This window comes from Brevundimonas sp. (genome assembly GCF_029946145.1).
Lineage (GTDB): Bacteria > Pseudomonadota > Alphaproteobacteria > Caulobacterales > Caulobacteraceae > Brevundimonas.
In genome coordinates, this window is sequence record NZ_JAQSDY010000029.1 from 102,754 (window position 1) to 120,458 (window position 17,705).

Here is a 17,705-nt window from a genome sequence, read left to right on the forward strand (position 1 = left end):
TCGCCGCCGGGCCTACAGCGCGGCACGGTACCGCTGCTCAAGCCTCTCCAGGGATCTATGGTTTCGTGCCGCCTGAGCCGTCGCGGGATCGCAGACCGTTGCGATGATCTGACCGGCTACGCTGTCGGGCGCAGCCGGTTGCAGCGCTGTAACCGATTCCGTCTCGCTGACGGTCCCGCCATCCTCAAACGTGTAGCTCCGAGAGATTGAGCCCCAGGTCCTTTGTGGGCAGTCGAACCGGCTTCTGTAGGTCATTCTCTGGATGTGCCGCCCTGCCGTCTGACCCTCCTCCAGTGGCTGGGGGACGGCGAGGATATAGTGCACGGTCGCAGTGGAGAGAGCACCGCCGTCGCCGCGAACGACATCTTCCAGGACAACGAGAATATCGTCGTTAGCCGTGACCACGTACCGGTCGCCGGCATCCCCGCTGCATCCGACCAAGGCCAAGACTGAAAGGCCGATCAACAAGGCTTTCTGTCGTCGCATTTGGGTCTCCAAACCCCATCTATCTCGGCGACAATGAACATACCGCTATCCAAGGGGAGATGTGTGCGCCCAGCAGGAAATTGGGGTCATGTCCGAAATAACACTACAATTTTGGACAAGGGGATTGGCAGGGGTCTTCGACCGTAGGGCTTCGACCTTGCCAAGGCGGAGCCGCCGACCGGGCCTTTCGGAGATTGCCGATCGGACGACATCCGCTATTCAGAAGCATATGGCGATCACGGCAGCGCAGATCGATCTTTGGCGGCAGGAGCCGACCGAACACCAAGCCTTAGAGTTCAAGGAAGCTAAGGCCTCCTTCAATTTCGAGAAGCTGAAGGAGTATTGCGTCGCCATCGCCAACGAGGGCGGCGGGCACCTGGTCCTGGGGGTCTCTGACGCGAAGCCTCGGGCGGTGGTGGGCAGTCAGGCGTTCCCCAACATCGTCGATACCGCGGACAGACTTTTCCTGGCTGTGGGTTTCCGGGTGGAGGTTGAGGCCGTGGACCACGACGACGGGAGAGTCGTCGTCTTCACGATCCCGCCGCGCCTTCGCGGGACTGCCCATCACGTCGACGGCAAATACCTCATGCGCTCCGGCGAAAGCCTTCGACCCATGTCCGAGGATCGGTTGAGAGCCATCTTTGCGGAAGGCCAGCCGGATTGGGTCGAGCAACCTTCGCTATCCGGGTTGGACGCCGCGCAGATCGTAGAGTTGCTCGACACCCAGACCTTCTTCGAGCTTCTCAAGCTGCCCTATCCAACGTCGCAGGAAGGCGTTCTGGAAAAGCTTGTCCAGGAGCGCCTGATTGATCGCGAACCTGCCGGCTTTTCGATCCGTCGCCTTGGCGGTCTGCTGCTTGCGAAGCGACTCGACCAATTTCCCGATCTCGCCAGGAAGGCGCCGAGAGTCCTCGTTTATGATGGACCCTCAAAGCTGAATACCCGGATCGACCAGATTTGGCAGCGTGGCTACGCCGTAGGCTTCCAAGGGCTCGTCGATTTCGTCATGGCTCAGTTGCCTCAGAATGAAGTCATCGAGCATGCGCTACGGGAAAAGGTGAAGCTGCTGCCTGAGCATGCGGTTCGTGAATTGATCGCCAATGCCCTCGTGCACCAGGACCTTTCGATCAGCGGCATGTCCCCGATGATCGAGGTGTATTCCAACCGGCTGGAGATTTCGAACCCGGGCGAGCCCGTCGTTCCGGTTGAGCGATTTATCGACGGCTATCAATCTCGGAACGAACGTCTGGCGGACCTCATGCGCCGCATGTCGATCTGCGAAGAGCGCAGCAGCGGCATTGATCGTGTCGTTGACCTGGCGGAACGGTATCAACTTCCGGCACCTGACTTCAGAGCGGCGCATCGCAGAACGGTCGCGACGATTTACGGCCAGAAGCCGTTTGATGAGATGGATCGCGAAGGCCGCATCCGCGCCTGCTATCAACACTGCGTGCTGAAATACGTTCTCTCGGAGCGAATGACCAACCAAACGCTACGCGAACGTTTTGGCTTGGGAGAAGCCAAGTTGGCGACTGTCTCGCAAATTATCGCAGCTACGATCGAAGCCGGTTTTATAAAGCTCGACGCGACCGGCGGAGAATCTCGTCGTTACGCGCGCTATTTGCCGTTCTGGGCATAAGCCCATTTAAACGCACAACGCATTGCGCGATCGTAGCGTTGGAAAAGCGATCCTTTCCAACGATCTCCAATTTTATCGCTAATCCGAACGACGCAGCGATTGGCTATTTAAAAGCTGGCTCAAAGATCGCTCTACGAATGTCGTAAAATCCGACGCTACGGCGCTTTGCTCATTTAATCGCAAACCGAGTCGGCGTTAGGAAAATGCCTCCCGGCGATTTTCCGGCCATAAATAGCGTCGCTAAAATTTAACGCGTTAAAATCCCTCGGGAGCGCGAAGTACGTCCTGCTTAACCGGGTCCAGACGGTCCGCTTCGCTTAACGCCCAATCGCTCCAATCCTTGTGCGAACCGGAGCCATCCAACGCACTTTGTTCCAGAACGGCGCTTACAAAGCCTCTTATATCCATGGCGGTGCGCCACGCGTGCGCCTGTGAGAACAACAGATCCCTGCGCTCCTGAGCCTCACGTTCCAGACGTTCGCGTTCCTGTTTCTCGGCTTCGGTACGCCGCTTGATGATCTCGGCTTCGTTCTGGGCGCGTCGTTGGATCGCCCAGGCGTGTTGAGATCGCGCGAGGTTGCGATACTCCGCTTCACCGGTCAGCAGAGCGGCGGCGACGATCTCAGTCAGCTGGTCTTCAAGCTTGCTGCCCTCTTCGTCAGCCCACACCCGACGGGGCACGTCCTCGTCCCAACGCGGCTTCAGTTCAAACTTCAGAGGTCCGACCGGACCGGCCTGGACCTGATGTTCACCCCAGCGGTCCGGTTTGGCTGTCGGGTGGTCCAGGCTGAACGCCAACCATTGATCGCCGATCTTCACACGGAGATCGCGGCCCGTCTTTCCCGTGACATCCATCTTCGCGCCTTGACGCGACAATCCGCTGGCAAGGGCATCCAGCACTCGCAGCCGGCGCTGCTCGAAAGGCGAGTCAAAGAGCGGAGGATCCCAACCGAAGCTGGAGGCCTGGTATTTGATGCGTCGCTTCGTGTCGGCCTCGATCAGTTTGCGTACGACAGCCGTCGGTGACGAGAGGTCCCGCACGCGCGGGACCTTGCCGACCTGTTTGATAATCCTCCCGTGGACGTCTTCCAGCGGTTCCTCGAACGTCGGAGCCTCGGGGAGGGGCTCGGCCAGTTCCGCCGCTGGGTCGTAAGGCCAGTGTCGGGCCGGAGCGCCGATCTGAATGAACGCCGCCTTTCCGGGCGCGCGCTGGGGGAGGCTGACGTGCACCACAGGCTTGCCGGCGTTCAGCTTGGCCCAGTAGCCGCGGTCGGGCACCGGGATGTTGGCCGCCACGCAGTGCTTCTTGAGGCCCACGTCCGAGAGGCCGAGCGATGCGGCGACCGTGCGGACCGGCTCTTTCCAGACAAGATCGTAAAGCGCCTGGCGCGAGAGAAGGGGCATGTGGAGACCGGGAGCTGGATCGAAGTTGGGGTGGTCGGCCGCGCGGCCTCGCCTGGGGTGAGAGTGGGCCAGACCGCCGGCGTCGCTTCAAGGGCGGCTTCGCCGTCGCTGCGCGATGAGCGCGGCGCGCTCACCCCTGACGCGCCGCCGCCGGTCCGGCATAGGGCCGCCATGGCGATTGCGCGGGGTGTGCGGAGCGCGCCGCCGTTGCGTGTTGGGCTATGATGCGGGAGACTCCGGGGATGATCCGGCGTGACTATCACCGAGCCTCTTTCGAGGAGCAGCGGATTGCCAAGCGGCGCCGCAGGAGCCAGACCAAGGGCATGGCGCGTTCGCTCGATCATCTTCCGGCAGGCAAGCGGGCAGAGCTGGCCTTCGTCGTCGAGCTGCTGAGAACCAGCTTCGACGAAGCGATCTCGACGCGTCAGGCCGAGCGCCTGAAAAACGGCCGTATCCTGCGGATTGTCCTCTACGGGAGCTATGCGCGCGGTGACTGGGTCGAGGATCCGGTGGGGCGGTATTTCTCCGACTACGACCTCTTGGTGGTGGTGGCGGACGAGGCGCACACCGACGTGCTGGAGTACTGGGATGGGGCAGAGAGGAAGCTGCTGGCGGAGTTGTCGGCGGGCAAGCGGTTGCGTACGCCGGTCAGCTTCATCGTCCATAGCCAGGCCGAGGTCGATGACGCGCTTGGGAGAGGCCGGCCGTTCTTCGTCGACATCCTGAACGACGGCGTCGTGATCTATGAGGCGGAGAGTGCTCCGGCATTTGCTGAGCCGCAGCCCTTGGAGCGAGAAGCCGCGCTGGCCGAGGCCGGGGCGCACTATGAAGACTGGATACCTCCGGCATCGCGTCGCCTAGAGCTAGCTGCTTTCGCTGTTAGCCGTGGCTTTACCAACGAGGCGGCATTTGAGCTGCACCAAGCCGCCGAGCACCTCTACAACGGTCTGCTGTTGGTGCGGACGCTGTACACGCCCAAGAGCCACAACCTCGTCCGCCTAAGAAATCTCGCCGAGCAGATCGAGCCGTCGCTGGCGGAAATTTGGCCGACGGAAGCGAAGTTCCAGAAGCGGTGCTTCGAGCTTCTGCGCCAAGCCTACGTCAAGGCGCGCTACTCTCGAAGCTATAGGGTCAACGCCGAGGAGCTGGCTTGGACGCGAGAGCGGATCGAACTGCTGCAAAGCCGGGTGATCGCTCTTTGTGAGGCCCGGTTGGCTTCCCTCAGAGACCCTTCAGTCGACAGCTGAGCTTCTCGGAAAGCTGCAGCCAGCTCGTCCAGCGCAGCCCTAGGTGCCGTCGGAATCCCCTGATCTCCAGAGCTAGAAATAGGCGGCTGGCAAGGCTCGTGACTGTCTAGGGCAGGATAGGCTTTGCGCCGGCATTGTCAGACAAATCGACTTGAGTTGGGTCGCCGGTCACGGCGATCAGTTCATCGCGGCTCCGGAATCATGCGGTGGGAGAGGCGCCGGTCTCACGAGTGGTGCGGTTCAGGCAGGTTATGGATGCAGGAGCGCCAGCCCGTGTCCGATCGCCTGTCTGAGACCGTCCACTTCCTGCGGACCCCCGAGGCCGCGGCGCTCCTGCGCATCTCTCCAAGGACGCTGGAGAAGCATCGCAGCCAAGGCACAGGGCCGGCGTTCCGCCGAGCAGGCGGCACGGTCCTCTATACTCGGGAGGACTTAGAGGCCTGGACGCTCCCCGCTCGGGGTAGGTGTGCCGAGGGCGCACCTGCGAAAGCGGAACTTCCGGAAGCGCCAGCCGCAGGGGTTCCCGACGTCCCGAACGCGCCAGCAGCAAGCGTGATCGGGCGGTCCTGCGAAGGGGCTGCTCCCATATCAGCGGGACGCACAGTCGTTCGAAGAAAGCTGAAAACCACCTACGGCCATGAACCTTTCGCGCGGTAAGCCGAGCTGATCCATGAAGCTTGAACCCAGGAAGCCGAGGGGACAAACCAATAGGCCCAGCCATTCCGCTAGCATTCCAGCCACCGGCAACAGTGCGCCAGCATCACGGAGAATGAGCGTTTCGGGGTTCTCATAGGCGGCACCGACCAACGAGACGTCGGCGACGATCCTGACAGTCACGCCCGGAGCCGAGCCAAGAATCTGTTCGACATCGCAGCGATTGATGTCCGTAAGCCGTTGCTGGTCCCCTTTGAAGGGGCGGAACGCGTGAGAAATCGGATCATAGAGCAGGACGCGCCCTTCCACATTGCTCACACAGACAAAACTACACGGATGCAGTCCTCCGGCCGAAGGGGCGATCCGCTCATGAATCGGAAGACCAGCACGCCCTACGCGGGGAGGATTCAAGTCGCGCGCTAGGTGGTGCAGCAGATTGCCGGTAGCGGCTAGAGTCACGCCGGCACCTAACCTGGAGCGCCGAGACCAAGCCACATCCGCGAAAGATCTACCGTCGCCCTGCCATACCGCCGCCAGCGGTTCACCCGCTTCAACAGGCCAAACGAACGGCACCCAACCCGCTATCGGGCGAGGAAAAGGCTCCTTAATGCGGGGTCCAACCAAGTGCTTTCCAAGTCTCGAAGTGTTTGACGCATCCCCGGCATTGCCCACACGCGAGGTTGCCGGTGTGACACGAGTGAGCCCAAGCGAGTACGCTTTGCGGTATCTGGGAAATATCAACCAGCTCAGGGGCTGATAGATCGACGGCGGGGGCCGTTACGGAGAGTCCTCCCTCCTGCATCTCCATCAATGCAGATATTTTCTGGATGAATTCCGGTCGGCCATCCGCGTGGTGCCCGTCCGTCCGCAGGGCGCCAATCATCAGCTCTGTTTCGCCCAACTGAAGAGCCGCCGTCCCCGCAATCGTTAGAATGAGCTGGTTTCGGTACGGCCACCATTCGCTTGCCGGCGCAACGGCTGCTGCGGGACGCCCGGCTAGATCGCCGGACCCTAGTGCTGAACAATCGGCGCGGACCACTTCGTAGCGCAGCCCCATGACCTCGGCCGCCGCGCGACCGGCTCCCTCTTCGGCCCGTGCTGGCTTCTGTCCGTAATCAACGAAAATTGAGACCGATGGGCGTTTCCACCAGGCGATGCTGACGGAATCCATACCTCCGGAGAGCAGGAGCGCTGCCATCAGGCCGGCAGAGACCAAATGGCGCGGTAGATCGCAGACGCGAAGTCGTCCTGAATCTCACAGCCCGTTCCGGCCATCATCTTCAAATCCTCAGGGCGAACGTTCTGAGCGAGACCCACGACGGGAATATCCTTCTTTATGGCGTAGCCGACCTCGAAGATGGTTCCGGGGTCCATGCCGTTCAGGATCGCAAACACCACATCGGAGGCCTCAAGTCCGGCGATATCCTCCGGTGCCACGATGTGAGCCGGCCCAGGCCCGACGGCATGCACTGGAGAAAACACGTCCGCACCCATCTCGCGCAGAAGATCGTGCGTTTCCTCGACCAACCATCGTTGACCGATATCGAAGAAGGGACCGGCGAGGTAGATCGTGCCGGTGCCGGGGCTGACGGGCTGAAATTCCAGCTCCTTTAATGCCTCAGGTGAAGGCGGCGGAAGGGTACGTTCTTGGCAGTAGTAAGCCGTCGCTCTGGACGCGATGTCTGCGGCTTCCACCGGGTCGTACCCCTGAACACCCCACAACGCCGCGAAGGTGGACGAAAACACGTCGCCCGATCCAATCTTGAAGACAGTGTTGGACTTATAGAGTGGCACCAGTTGCTCGCGCCCCGCTGTTACCACCAGCGCGCCCTGGGGCCCCATTTTCAGGACGACGACTTCCACGCCGCTCGATAGCAGCGAGACCGCTGCAGCCTTCGCATCGCGCTCACCGGTCATTGACCGGGCTTCTGTTTGATTCAGAACGACCGCCAAGCGATCAGCCGTTGATCCATTTTCCTCGAACCGCTTCGCGCCGAAAGATGATTGGGGGTCGTAGATCGCTTTCCTGGCGTGAACGATCGAGTCGCCTTCCAGCATCCCGTACCGGAGGACGACGTCATCTGTGACGACGATTGCCGCGTTCGAGGCGGATCCCGGCGGAGGAGTGATCCTGGGCGTTGCGAGCGGATGGAGGTAGTCAAAGCAGATGCTGCGATGAGTCTCATGCGCCTCAAACGTTCCGCCGTTTTCCGATGCCAGTATCTGAGCGGCCGGTGTGGTGACCTCATCGACGTATGAAACGAGTCGCGCGCCGGGAGCTAGCTGCGACGTAGCGGCCAATGCCCGGCCAGCAGAACCGTAAATGTAGTCCCACAGGGGCTGGACGCAGCGTTCTCGATAAACGCCACCAACAATCGTGAAGCCGCTCATATACGGGTCACGCGCACGTCATAGATCGCGCCAGCGATCGTCATGACCGTAGCTTCGTAATTGTGCCCGCGATCAATGCAGCCGATCATCGCCAGATAGCCCGACATGGTCAGCGATCCCGCACGAGCGCCGGCCAGCGTCTTTACGACGAGCACCGGTGCGACCCCGGTCTTGTCGACTTCGACAAGCAGAGTATCGCCCGCAACCACGCCTGTCAGCGCTGCGGCTTGCGGGCTATTGATTGGCCCGCGAAGCGTGATCAGGCATGGATCCTCGCCGCCGCCAGCGCCTCCCGCTTGGCCCCCCGACTTTCCCGACCCGTAGTCTCTCGAATCGTCCCGTGTTCCGCCACTACCTGACATTGCGCCTCGCCCCATTGAAGAAGGGGCAGACGTTCGGCTATCGGCGTTCCGGGGTCAATCAGAAGCCGCATCAGTGAACGGTCCAGTTGGCGCATGATCGCCCACATCACCGCGTCGATAAGAGAGGCCTTCGCATTCGTCCCTGCGCAGAATTCAAGGAAGCGTCGCTCGAGGTCGAAATAGTGTCGAGCCGGGTCAGCTCCCTCCGGAAAGACACCCATGTGCACGCAGGCGCGGACGATATGGACGTCGAGGATCGCGACCTCGTTGCTCCCCCTTCGGTTGCGAACGATCCACGAAGCAGTCTTTGGTCCGATGCCGGGCAGAGCGCACAACGCTTCTCGGAGACCCAGATCGTCCAGGCCATTTTCATTGATGTGGGTTAGGCCCGCGAGCGTACCTGCAAGGTATTTTGCGCGCTGAGATGCAAACCGATAGCGGACTTGACGCCCACGAACGGTCAACGGCTCCTTCAAAAGTTCCTCTGCCCAGCTAAAATCGTGGGGACCCGCCGGATTGAAGCGGAGAGCCTCAATCACTCGTCGAGACGCGGCCAGTCCGACCTCCGCAGGAGCGCCATGACCACCGAGAAGGCAGGTCACAACCTCCTCGATGAGGGTGCTGCACAGCTGGAACCCCTCTTCCGGCTCGCCTTCCTGCCACGCCTGACTGACCCAGAACGCCGGCGTTAGAGCGTGTTCGAAGGCACCCCATCGCACTCCAGGCATAACCCAAGCATCAGGGTCCGGGATTTCCAGAAAGCGATACTCGCCGTCGGAGCCGCCAATGATCTGTTGCAAGGTTCGCGACCTCATGTAATGCATATAATTTCTATGCAATACATGGCTCCCGGTCAACAACAATATGGTCGATATGGACGCTGTGAAGCGCCGGATGAAAGAGCTGGGGTTGAGCCAAAATGACGTCGCACGCGCCTGTGGGCTCTCGCAGCCACACATGAGCCGGGTGCTGTCTGGGGGCCTTTCCCCCGGCCGAAAGACATCAACAGCACTCGCCGCTTGGCTTCAGCAGGAGCCGCCCAATGACGCCAGCAAGCAACTGGAGCGACTGGGAGAACTCATCGAAAGCACTTCTCCAAGACGGCGTATGCATGTCATGCAATTTCTAGCGAGCCTAGAGCTGCTGCTTACCCGCTGAGCGTTATGCTGATCGCGACCTGCGTCCGTCGCAGCTTGGCTAACGGCGACGCTCAACCATAAGCGTCCGGGGCACCCCGCGCTTACACAGCCTCTGGCATGTTTGCGCACTGAAATAAGATGCGTGCCATCACGCACCTTCTAGTCGTTCGCTCGCATATGCAGCGCTCCGTCGGCGGCAATCGCGATTGCATAGAGTCGGACCTTCTCATCGTCCGAGAAGAGTCAGCGCCGAACGAAGGTTCTTGTATCGACCGAGGGCGATTATTTTTGAGTCGGCAAAGGGGTCAGAGGCGGACATTTCAGAGCGCCGGCACGGCAGGTCAGTTCGTGACTCAAAGCGGCGGTTCTCAGCGTCTGCTCTCGGGGTGTGGGCCATGTGGATTAGCCGGGTCGCAGCGGGACGCATGCAGAGGGTCGGAAGAACAGTCTATAGCCGCAATATCAAAGCCTACCGCTTGCAACCCGAGCTTGCAGTGTAGGTGGGCATGGTCCAAGCTGCACGGTAGGGGCGCTTGCCTGGGAACTCGTTTAGAGTCGCAAGTTTCCAGTTAGGGGCGGCAAGCGAAGATGGCAGATGCGACTAATGGCGCGGCGAACAGCTTGCCGTCGCATGACCCTTATCGGAGGGTGACAGATATACTGCAGCGTCTCTCGCCTGGGCGGATGCGGATCGCATTCCTCCTCGGTGCGGGTTGCCCCCTTTCCATTCGAGAGAACGGTGCTGCTCTGATCCCTGACATCGCCGGTCTCACTCAGCTGGTGAAGGCGTCGTTGCTCGCCGATGGAAGCACGAAAGCCGTGGCGACCGGCCTATGGGAACGAGTCGAGGGCCGCGAGATCCCGGCACCGACGATTGAGGATTTGCTCAGTCATGCGAGGACGCTTTTGTCGCTGTGCGGCGAGTCTGGCGTCGACGGATTCAGCAAGGCCCAGCTGAAGGCGTTCGACGAAGGGGCCTGCACGACAGTACGTTCGGCGGTGTCTAAATCTCTCCCGACCGAAGGCACGCCGTACCACACGCTCGCGAGCTGGATTCAGTCGATTTACCGAGAGCATCCGGTCGAGATCTTCACGACCAACTATGACGAACTAATGGAGCAAGCGCTGGAGAACCGGGGCGTTCCCTATTTCGACGGCTTCGTCGGCGCAGCCAGCGCCTTCCTGGATCTCGAGTCCATGGTGGAGGACGATCTTCCTGCCCGTTGGGCGCGACTGTGGAAGATGCATGGCTCAATCAATTGGTGGCTCACCAAGACCGATCAGGTGCGGCGTAGTCGGGACAAGGTAGATGGCGAGCAACTGCTGATCTACCCGTCTCACCTCAAGTATGACCAGAGCCGGCAAATGCCGTATCTCGCGATGTTGGACCGGCTGCGAGTCTTCCTGCGCGCTCATCAAAGCGTGGTCGTCACCTGCGGCTACTCCTTCGTCGACGAGCACATCAACGCCTATCTGGCCCAAGGTCTCGCCGGTAATCCGAACGCCTCGTGTCTAGCGTTGATCTACGGCGATCTCGCCTCGGCACCCGATGCGGTCAAGCTCGCGCGGCGATACGCCAATCTGACTGTCATGGCCGCCGACGGTGGCGTGATTGGTACCGTCGAGCGGGCTTGGTGTTGTGACCACAAGGACAACAATCCGGCCTATGAGATCGCCGTGACCCGAGACGCGCTTCCGGGGCGTTCCGCGGCTCCGGACGGACAGTGCAAATGGCTGCTAGGAGATTTCGCCGCCTTTGGAGCGCTGCTCGCCTCGCAGCTCTCCAATCGAGAAGCCGAGCCGGGACTTGCTGATGAAAGCTAGTTCGACCCTCATCGGATCGGTCCAAGACGTTTCAGGGACATCAATCAGCGTTGCCTTGGTGACAGACACGGTGACGGGCCTCAGCTTTCACAACGGCGAAGCCTACCGCATTGGTCAGGTCGGTAGTTTCGTGCGGATTCCGCTAGGGTACACGAGTCTTTTCGGCCTCGTGTCACAGGTCGGGGCTGGTGCCGCCCCAGTGAGAGAAGGCGCGCCTGGGCCCGAGAGTAATCAATGGCTGAGGGTCCAACTGGTCGGTGAACGGGGGCGGGAAGGACGTTTCGAGCGTGGTGTCTCACAGCATCCCACCATCAATGATGCGGTTCACATCGTTACCGAGGCCGATCTCAGAGATATTTACGGTCCGGGCGATCCGATCGATTTCGTCCGCATCGGACACTTGGCGAGCGCGGACTCCATCCCGGCACTCGTGAATATCAACAAGCTTGTGACCCGGCACTCCGCGGTAGTCGGAACGACCGGGGCTGGGAAGTCGACCACGGTCGCCGCAATCCTTAAGGCCCTCTCGGACGTAAACGCCTATCCTTCGTCACGCATCCTGCTGTTCGATGTGCATGGCGAGTACGGCCAAGCGCTTCAGTCAGTCGCGACTGTGCTGAGGATTGAGCCTTATCTCGACCGAGGCGAGCTTCCGCTGAGGGTTCCGTATTGGGCACTGAGTTTCGACGAACTGACCAGGCTGACGTTTGGATCGCTGACCGACGACCACAAGGCGGTTGTGGGCGACATGATCGCGGACCGGAAACGGGTCACGTTCGACGCAAACCCTGTCCCAGGCCTGACCAGAGAGCGCATAAGTGCCGATACCCCGATCCCGTTCTCGATCCACCAACTGTGGTTCGACCTGCACTGTCGAGAGTATCAGACTGTCGTGCCCGATCCGGGCGGCGCGGCCGACGTCGTTCATCCGGCTTATGTTTTGGATCCGGCCGGCGCTCCCGTGCAGCCCGGTGACGCCGAACAGGTCATTCCGCCACTCTACAGAATGGTGAAGACGACCGGTCCCGCCGTCGAACGCGTTCAGTGGGGACCGGATCCGATCAATATCAGGCGGGAAGTGGGCATCTTGGGATCCCGCCTTCGGGACCCTCAACTTCAGTTTCTGTTCAATCCGGACAAGTGGCGCCCAAACTTGGCTGGCGCGGTGCAGGCCGATCTCGACACCCTGCTGGATCGATGGCTCGGCAACGCAAAGCCGCTCACGATCCTGGACTTGTCGGGCGTCCCATCCTCCATTTTGAATGACCTCGTGGGGGCGGTGCTGAGGATCGTCTATGATGCGCTTTTCTGGGCCAACAGCCTGCCTGAGGGAGGCAAGGAACGACCTCTGCTGTGCGTACTTGAGGAAGCACACACCTATCTGAGCAAGGGACGCGAGGGTCTGGCCTCGGAAACAGTGAAGCGCATCGCCAAGGAAGGTCGCAAATACGGCGTCGGCATGATGCTGGTGAGCCAGAGGCCTTCGGAAATCGACACCACCATTCTCTCCCAGTGCGGGACCATATTCGCCATGCGTTTGGCGAACGATGTCGACCGCAGCCAAGTGTCTGGCGCGGCGACAGACAATCTCAAGGGACTGTTCGACATGTTGCCGGTCCTGCGAACTGGCGAAGCGATTGTCGTTGGGGAAGCGGTAAGCTTGCCCATCCGGGCGATGATTGACTCCATGTCGCGTGAGAGCCGCCCGAATAGCGCCGATCCCACGGTAGTTGTTCGCGGCGACGCTCAAGGAGATGGCTACGAACAGGAGGGCGGCTGGACCATTCCGCCCATCGCCGAGAAATACGCCATTGTCCTGCGGCAGTGGCGATCGCAAACGAGCCGATACGTCTTCGTCGAGGGCGATGGGCCGATCCAGGAAGGATGACCCATGAATTGGATAGCCGTCGACAGCAGCACGATTTCGAGGATGGCCTACGATGAGGCCCGAAAGGTGCTTTCGGTCGAGTTCAAGAATGGCTCGCGATACGAATACTATGATCTACCGGCAAATGTTTTTCAGCAGATGAGAGCGGCCGCGTCGAAGGGACAGTTCCTTTCTGCGAATATCAAGGGCCGCTATCGTTACGCACGCGTCTGACACCGGCGGCGATCGGTTGATCGTTGGTTGGTGCCCCGCAACCCTCAACTCCCTGTGCCGTCATCGTCCTCAATTTCTACTGAGACCGCCCCACCGAGCGCTTCGTAGCGACGTTGGGCCAACCATTCGAGACGCCGCGCCTGGGTCTGCAGAACCCGTCGGAGACCACCCTGGACCTTCCGCTCCGAGATGACCTGCGCGAGGCGGGAAATAATCAGGGCGCGACGCGCGATCCGAAAATCCGGGTGACTGCGCAGTTCGAATACGCGGTCCGACACGATCGTGCCGCGCGCCGAGCGGGGCGCTTCCACCACCAGCGCGCCCGGAGGCGGGTCCTTCTCGTTGAGAATGGCCTTAAACGTCGACCCGGCCACCGCCTGCTGGGTGATCAGCCGCTCTAGGGCATTCAGGACCACGCGGGCATCCGGATCCCGGCTGTTGACGCCTTCGAGCTGCGGAAGCGGCCAGACCTCGATGTCGTGGACCTCGAAGGGATCAAGGACCGACATCGCTACCGCGTCCGTCCGTTGGTTGGTCAAATGGCGGCGGATCCGAGTCCGCAGCTTCTCGTTTGTCTGCCCGACGTAGATCGGCTCGCCGTCGTAGTCGAAGAAGGCGTAGACGCCCCACCGGTAATTGCCGACCCGCATCTGCCCGCCGGCTCCGTCGTCGAACGGCTCATCCAGGAAGGCGGTGAGCAGGCGGCGAAGATCCTCCGTCTCGAAGGGAGGCAGGTGGGTTTCGTCGCGCGACCGCGCCCCCGTCGTCATCGGCCTCAGGCGGCCTTGACGATTTCGGACGCCGTCACGCTGATGACCGGTTCGAATATGTGCCGGGCAAGGTGGCGGACGACCGGCACGGCCACGCCGTCGCCGGTCAAGTGATAGGCCTCGTTGTATTTGCGCGGTAGGGCGTAGGCGTCCGGCAGGCCCATAAGCCGGGCTGTCTCTCGGGCCGAGATCAGGCGCGAACGGATTCGGTTGCCGTCGACGACGAGGATGATCTGCCGGCTGGACCCGCCCGCGGGTGTGCGCAGGCAGCCGGCGATGTCATCAAACCGAACCTCTGCCCGCTGCACCTTGGTGCCGGAGGCATCAGGTCTAGTACGACGATACACCCCGCCGACCATGCGGCGGCCCGCCCGCCGGGCTGCGGCCACCTTGGCTTCGTTGACGGGCGACATCATGTCGAGCAGGCGTTTGGTCTCAAGCTGGGTGTGCCAATCAACGTTCTCGGGATCATCCTCGATCAGGTCGGCGAAGGTCTCTGTTCGACGTTCGGGGGTGGGAAGGTTCCACCAGACCATCGAGCCCGTCACCGCCTCCGGCAAGGCAGCGACCGCCCGGCGCAGGGCGCGGGTGTGGAAGGGATCAATGGGCTCCGGCGAAAGCAGTTCTGCCGGAATCTCCACCTCCTGATGGACGCCGACGACGAATAGGCGGGGCCGAGACTGGGGGACAAAAAGCTCAGCGTTGATGACTAGGGCGCCATAGCGGTAACGGCCCTCGGCGAAGGTCCGGCAGATGGCCTCAAAATCCTTGCCGCCGTGGGAGGTGAGGGCGCCGCAGACGTTCTCGACGGCGACCATGCGCGGCGCGCGTCGGTCCCGGATGAGCCCCTCGACGACGTTCCAGAAGGGATAGAAGGTGCCCGAGCGCTCGCCTTCCAGCCCGGCCCCAACGCCAGCCAGCGACAGGTCCTGACAAGGGAAGCTGCCCCAGACGAGGTCCGGCCGTCCCGGAAGGTCAGCGACCTTCAGGCTCCGTATATCGCCGACGGCCAGTTCGCCCCCGGTGCCCCAATTGGCTTGATAGGCGAAGCCCTTTTTCGCGTCGAAGTCGTTGGCGAACAGGCAGGTCCAGTCTGCGCCGAGGCCGGCCCGCGCCATGCCGCCGCCCGCGAAGAACTCGTAAAAGCTAGCCATGACGGCGGGCCTCGCTCAGTTCCGGGCTGCAGCCCTCGCGTGCGAGCTTTTCCTGCACTGCTTCGGTTACCCAGGTATTACGAGACACATGACCCGGCCGCGCCACCCGCGCGCGATCAATCTCATCGAATGTCTCGGGCGCGAGGCGCAGGTTGATGCGATCAAGCGGGATGGCTGACTGATTCATGGCGCCAATCTGGCGCCGGCGCTGACGGTCGTCTAGTTCTTATTTTGTTCACTGGCGACGTGCGGGATACCGATCGTACCCTGAACGACCATGAGTCGCATCGTCGGCCCTGCCGCCCCGCCCGTTCCGGTCCAGAACACGCCGCTCGACCGGTCGCAGCTCGCCGTCCTTACCGAAGCCGAACTGGACGCGGCCGACGATGATGGGCTCGGTGGCAACGGCGAATATCAGGATCTCCAGGCCTGCGACATTGACGATCTGCGAGAGGCGGTTGCCATCGAGGCGGAGGCCTTGCGGCGGGTTCGGTCCTCATCTGACCAAGCCCGCGCCGAAGACGCCTACAGAGATGGCCTCCCAATGGATGATGAGCGCGCCGCCCTTTGGCACCTAGACCTCGGCGTAGGGGCCGCCTGCGTCGCCCTAGTGACCCTAGGAGCCCGTCCGGTGCTCAGCTGCAACGGCGGCGAGTTCGGGTCCCCGCATGTGTTTCCATCTCCGCTGATCCGGCTCTACCTTGAGGACGCCGATCCGGTTCGCTTGGTGGATCTGGCGAACCGGGCCGGGATCGGACTGGGCATCTGGGAGGGCAAAATCATCATGCAAGCCGACACCACCGACTCATTCCATCAGTTCGGGCGGCTGGTGCTCGCCGATTCCGACGCGCGTCCCACGTCCACACTGAGCGAGGATCGGGCCTAGACTCAAGGCTGAAGCCCGCTTTGGGGCGGTGGGCCGATGTCCCCACTTGTCGCGAAAGCGATATCGTAGAGAAGGGTCGTGGTGCGGGTGGCCGGGGTCGAACCGGCACTCCTCTCGGAACTGGATTTTGAATCCAGCGCGTCTACCAATTCCACCACACCCGCACAGGCGTCAGCGCGCTCTGCTCCTATCGCGCACCTAGGCTGGTTTCAACCGTTTGCGAGTGGCGAGAATGCCGAGTCCCGAACCTTCGGCTCTATCAGAGGAAAAACCACTGACTTGCGGCGGGCTGACGCAGGAGAGAGAAACCGCTTTTTGAGTCTGGTGAAATCTAAAGTAAGTAAATGTTATATAACGGTATATTGTGCATTGATTCTCTAGTGCGCTAATCCATGCGCTAACTTGCCCTAAAAGTCGCGGCCCCGAGAGGCGCGCGATTCTAGGCCCTGAGTTTCAATTCGCCACTGGCAGTCAAACGGATGAGGCAGCCTCGGCATCGCGCCGCGCAATGCCATCTTTGAAGAATGTGATGATGCGCTTTTCGAAGCCGAGATACGGCTTGCGAGCCGCAATCGGATTCAACGCTAGAAGCGTTGCTGTGAGGACGGCCGCATCGGCCAACGCTTGCTCAATGCGTTCGCTAGGGCGCTCGCCATGAAGCCCGCCGTTGAGCTCATCGGATAGCCTGTCTCCTTCCTTGCCAAGCAGCGTCAAACGCTCATCCCCGGGCGGGACATTCATCTCGATGTACGCCCAGAGGCGATTCTTATATTCGGCCTGCCCAACCTTGCGGCCGTTGTGATGCTCGGCGCGCGGCGGAAAGAGCGCGTCTGTCAGCGCCTCCATGTAGCGCCGGCCCGAAACGGCAACCTGTGCGACATCCTCTTCGTTCCTGGCGATCGAGAGTGTACGGACGGCAGCGCCAAGTGCATTGAACAGGCGCGGATTGAGATCTTCTAGGATCATAGCCAACTCGAACGCTCCATCTTCTCCATCGGGGAGATACGGTGTCGCTAGCGCGCGAAATGCTGCGACCTGTTCGAAGTGTTCAGGGGTGTCGTAGTCGTCAAAAATGGTTTTCCGCGCGCCGCTGTCCTCCCAATCGACGTCGTCAAAGCCGAGTTCGCGCATCGCCTCCAAGGCATAGTGATCCTTCGAATCCTCCTCGGACATCGAATAGAAGACGCGGCAGTAACTCCCTTGGAGGCGGTACTCCGTGCCGACCAAGTTCCGGTAGACCACTAGGTGCGGGCCGAATTCCAAGACGGCTTCTTTGAAGCCGAGATAGCGTTTGTCGGGCGTCAGCGCGCGGTGAAGCTCCAAAGCGATTTCACGCGTCATATTCTCGAACACGACCGCGAAAACCTCCGCCTTGCCGAATGTGCCGCGTAGGCGGTCTTCGTAAATGAAGGCAGCCTCGGGCTGGAAGTACACGGCCTCCAGCGCAGCCATCCGCCGTGAAGGATCGCGGCCACCGACGTGCCAGGCGACGTCCCCTACGGACATCTTCATGTGACGACCGGACGCCTGAATGATGCCGGTCTTGAAGATCAAATCCCGGACGGCCCAATAGTAGTTGCCTTCGTACTTGTCGTCATCGGTATCGAAGAGGAAGGCGGCATGCATGATGCGAAATTCTAGCAAATCG

Annotated in this window: 18 protein-coding genes, 1 tRNA gene and 1 pseudogene; 8 read left to right on the forward strand and 12 right to left on the reverse strand. The window is 61.2% G+C overall.

From position 1 onward, the window contains the following. Window positions 1-12 precede the first annotated feature (12 nt). Window positions 13-486: a hypothetical protein gene (locus PSV23_RS16090; protein ID WP_300471014.1), complete on the reverse strand. Its 474-nt coding sequence runs from the start codon at window positions 484-486 to the stop codon at window positions 13-15. 229 nt (window positions 487-715) lie between these two features. On the opposite strand from PSV23_RS16090, the gene PSV23_RS16095 reads away from it, so the two are divergent. Further along, window positions 716-2,125: an ATP-binding protein gene (locus PSV23_RS16095; RefSeq protein ID WP_300471022.1), complete on the forward strand. Its 1,410-nt coding sequence runs from the start codon at window positions 716-718 to the stop codon at window positions 2,123-2,125. A gap of 255 nt (window positions 2,126-2,380) precedes the next feature. Here the strand turns inward: PSV23_RS16095 and PSV23_RS16100 are convergent, their stop codons facing one another. Then, a complete protein-coding gene (locus PSV23_RS16100; RefSeq protein WP_300471024.1) occupies window positions 2,381-3,529 on the reverse strand; it encodes a hypothetical protein in 1,149 nt (382 codons plus the stop codon). 242 nt (window positions 3,530-3,771) lie between these two features. Here PSV23_RS16100 and PSV23_RS16105 point away from each other — a divergent pair, with 242 nt between their 5' ends. Further along, window positions 3,772-4,776: a HEPN domain-containing protein gene (locus tag PSV23_RS16105; protein WP_300471027.1), complete on the forward strand. Its 1,005-nt coding sequence runs from the start codon at window positions 3,772-3,774 to the stop codon at window positions 4,774-4,776. Window positions 4,777-5,031: 255 nt separating this feature from the next. Beyond that, window positions 5,032-5,220, forward strand: a pseudogene (locus tag PSV23_RS16110) (helix-turn-helix domain-containing protein); the annotation flags it as partial. Window positions 5,221-5,364: 144 nt separating this feature from the next. On the opposite strand, the gene PSV23_RS16115 reads toward PSV23_RS16110, so the two are convergent. The 5 genes from PSV23_RS16115 to PSV23_RS16130 all read right to left on the reverse strand — a co-directional run bounded on the left by PSV23_RS16115 (window position 5,365) and on the right by PSV23_RS16130 (window position 8,983). Beyond that, window positions 5,365-5,748 carry a hypothetical protein gene (locus PSV23_RS16115; protein ID WP_300471080.1) on the reverse strand — a complete coding sequence of 128 codons (384 nt, stop codon included), beginning with the start codon at window positions 5,746-5,748 and terminating at the stop codon, window positions 5,365-5,367. A gap of 286 nt (window positions 5,749-6,034) precedes the next feature. Next, window positions 6,035-6,628: a 7-cyano-7-deazaguanine synthase gene (locus PSV23_RS17430; protein WP_366524258.1), complete on the reverse strand. Its 594-nt coding sequence runs from the start codon at window positions 6,626-6,628 to the stop codon at window positions 6,035-6,037. Further along, window positions 6,628-7,821 carry a PfkB family carbohydrate kinase gene (locus PSV23_RS16120; protein ID WP_300471029.1) on the reverse strand — a complete coding sequence of 398 codons (1,194 nt, stop codon included), beginning with the start codon at window positions 7,819-7,821 and terminating at the stop codon, window positions 6,628-6,630. The genes PSV23_RS17430 and PSV23_RS16120 overlap by 1 nt, the downstream gene beginning before the upstream one ends. After that, entirely contained in the window at window positions 7,818-8,030 is a 213-nt protein-coding gene (locus tag PSV23_RS16125; RefSeq protein ID WP_300471031.1) for a hypothetical protein, read from the reverse strand. Before PSV23_RS16125 ends, PSV23_RS16120 begins: the two co-directional genes overlap by 4 nt. Window positions 8,031-8,080: 50 nt before the next feature. Continuing rightward, window positions 8,081-8,983, reverse strand: a complete 903-nt coding sequence (locus PSV23_RS16130) for a hypothetical protein (protein WP_300471034.1) — start codon at window positions 8,981-8,983, stop codon at window positions 8,081-8,083. Between the two features lie 94 nt (window positions 8,984-9,077). Between PSV23_RS16130 and PSV23_RS17435 the strand changes: the two genes are divergently transcribed. From PSV23_RS17435 to PSV23_RS17440, 4 genes are all read left to right on the forward strand, one after another. Beyond that, window positions 9,078-9,341, forward strand: a complete 264-nt coding sequence (locus PSV23_RS17435; protein ID WP_366524260.1) for a helix-turn-helix domain-containing protein — start codon at window positions 9,078-9,080, stop codon at window positions 9,339-9,341. Between the two features lie 665 nt (window positions 9,342-10,006). Beyond that, window positions 10,007-11,146 (forward strand): SIR2 family protein, encoded by a 1,140-nt coding sequence (locus PSV23_RS16135; protein WP_300471036.1) that lies wholly within the window; start codon window positions 10,007-10,009, stop codon window positions 11,144-11,146. Then, entirely contained in the window at window positions 11,136-13,034 is a 1,899-nt protein-coding gene (locus tag PSV23_RS16140) for an ATP-binding protein (RefSeq protein ID WP_300471078.1), read from the forward strand. Before PSV23_RS16135 ends, PSV23_RS16140 begins: the two co-directional genes overlap by 11 nt. Before the next feature lie 3 nt (window positions 13,035-13,037). Continuing rightward, complete coding sequence (locus PSV23_RS17440) at window positions 13,038-13,247, forward strand: KTSC domain-containing protein (RefSeq protein WP_366524259.1); 210 nt, start codon at window positions 13,038-13,040, stop codon at window positions 13,245-13,247. Window positions 13,248-13,291: 44 nt separating this feature from the next. Here the strand turns inward: PSV23_RS17440 and PSV23_RS16145 are convergent, their stop codons facing one another. From PSV23_RS16145 to PSV23_RS16155, 3 genes are read right to left on the reverse strand one after another with little or no spacing between them, the layout of a single operon-like run. After that, a complete protein-coding gene (locus tag PSV23_RS16145) occupies window positions 13,292-14,017 on the reverse strand; it encodes a GIY-YIG nuclease family protein (RefSeq protein ID WP_300471038.1) in 726 nt (241 codons plus the stop codon). Between the two features lie 5 nt (window positions 14,018-14,022). Beyond that, a complete protein-coding gene (locus tag PSV23_RS16150; protein WP_300471041.1) occupies window positions 14,023-15,171 on the reverse strand; it encodes a DNA cytosine methyltransferase in 1,149 nt (382 codons plus the stop codon). Then, the gene (locus tag PSV23_RS16155) at window positions 15,164-15,358 is read right to left on the reverse strand and encodes a hypothetical protein (protein ID WP_300471044.1); all 195 of its coding nucleotides are present in this window, start codon (window positions 15,356-15,358) and stop codon (window positions 15,164-15,166) included. The genes PSV23_RS16150 and PSV23_RS16155 overlap by 8 nt, the downstream gene beginning before the upstream one ends. Window positions 15,359-15,448: 90 nt before the next feature. On the opposite strand from PSV23_RS16155, the gene PSV23_RS16160 reads away from it, so the two are divergent. Next, on the forward strand, window positions 15,449-16,057 hold the full coding sequence (locus PSV23_RS16160; protein ID WP_300471046.1) for a hypothetical protein: 609 nt from the start codon (window positions 15,449-15,451) through the stop codon (window positions 16,055-16,057). A 79-nt stretch (window positions 16,058-16,136) separates the two neighbouring features. Here PSV23_RS16160 and PSV23_RS16165 read toward each other — a convergent pair. Both PSV23_RS16165 and PSV23_RS16170 read right to left on the reverse strand, forming a co-directional pair. Beyond that, window positions 16,137-16,221: transfer RNA gene (locus PSV23_RS16165), tRNA-Leu, on the reverse strand. A gap of 307 nt (window positions 16,222-16,528) precedes the next feature. After that, on the reverse strand, window positions 16,529-17,683 hold the full coding sequence (locus tag PSV23_RS16170) for a hypothetical protein (protein ID WP_300471048.1): 1,155 nt from the start codon (window positions 17,681-17,683) through the stop codon (window positions 16,529-16,531). Between the last annotated feature and the right edge of the window lie 22 nt (window positions 17,684-17,705).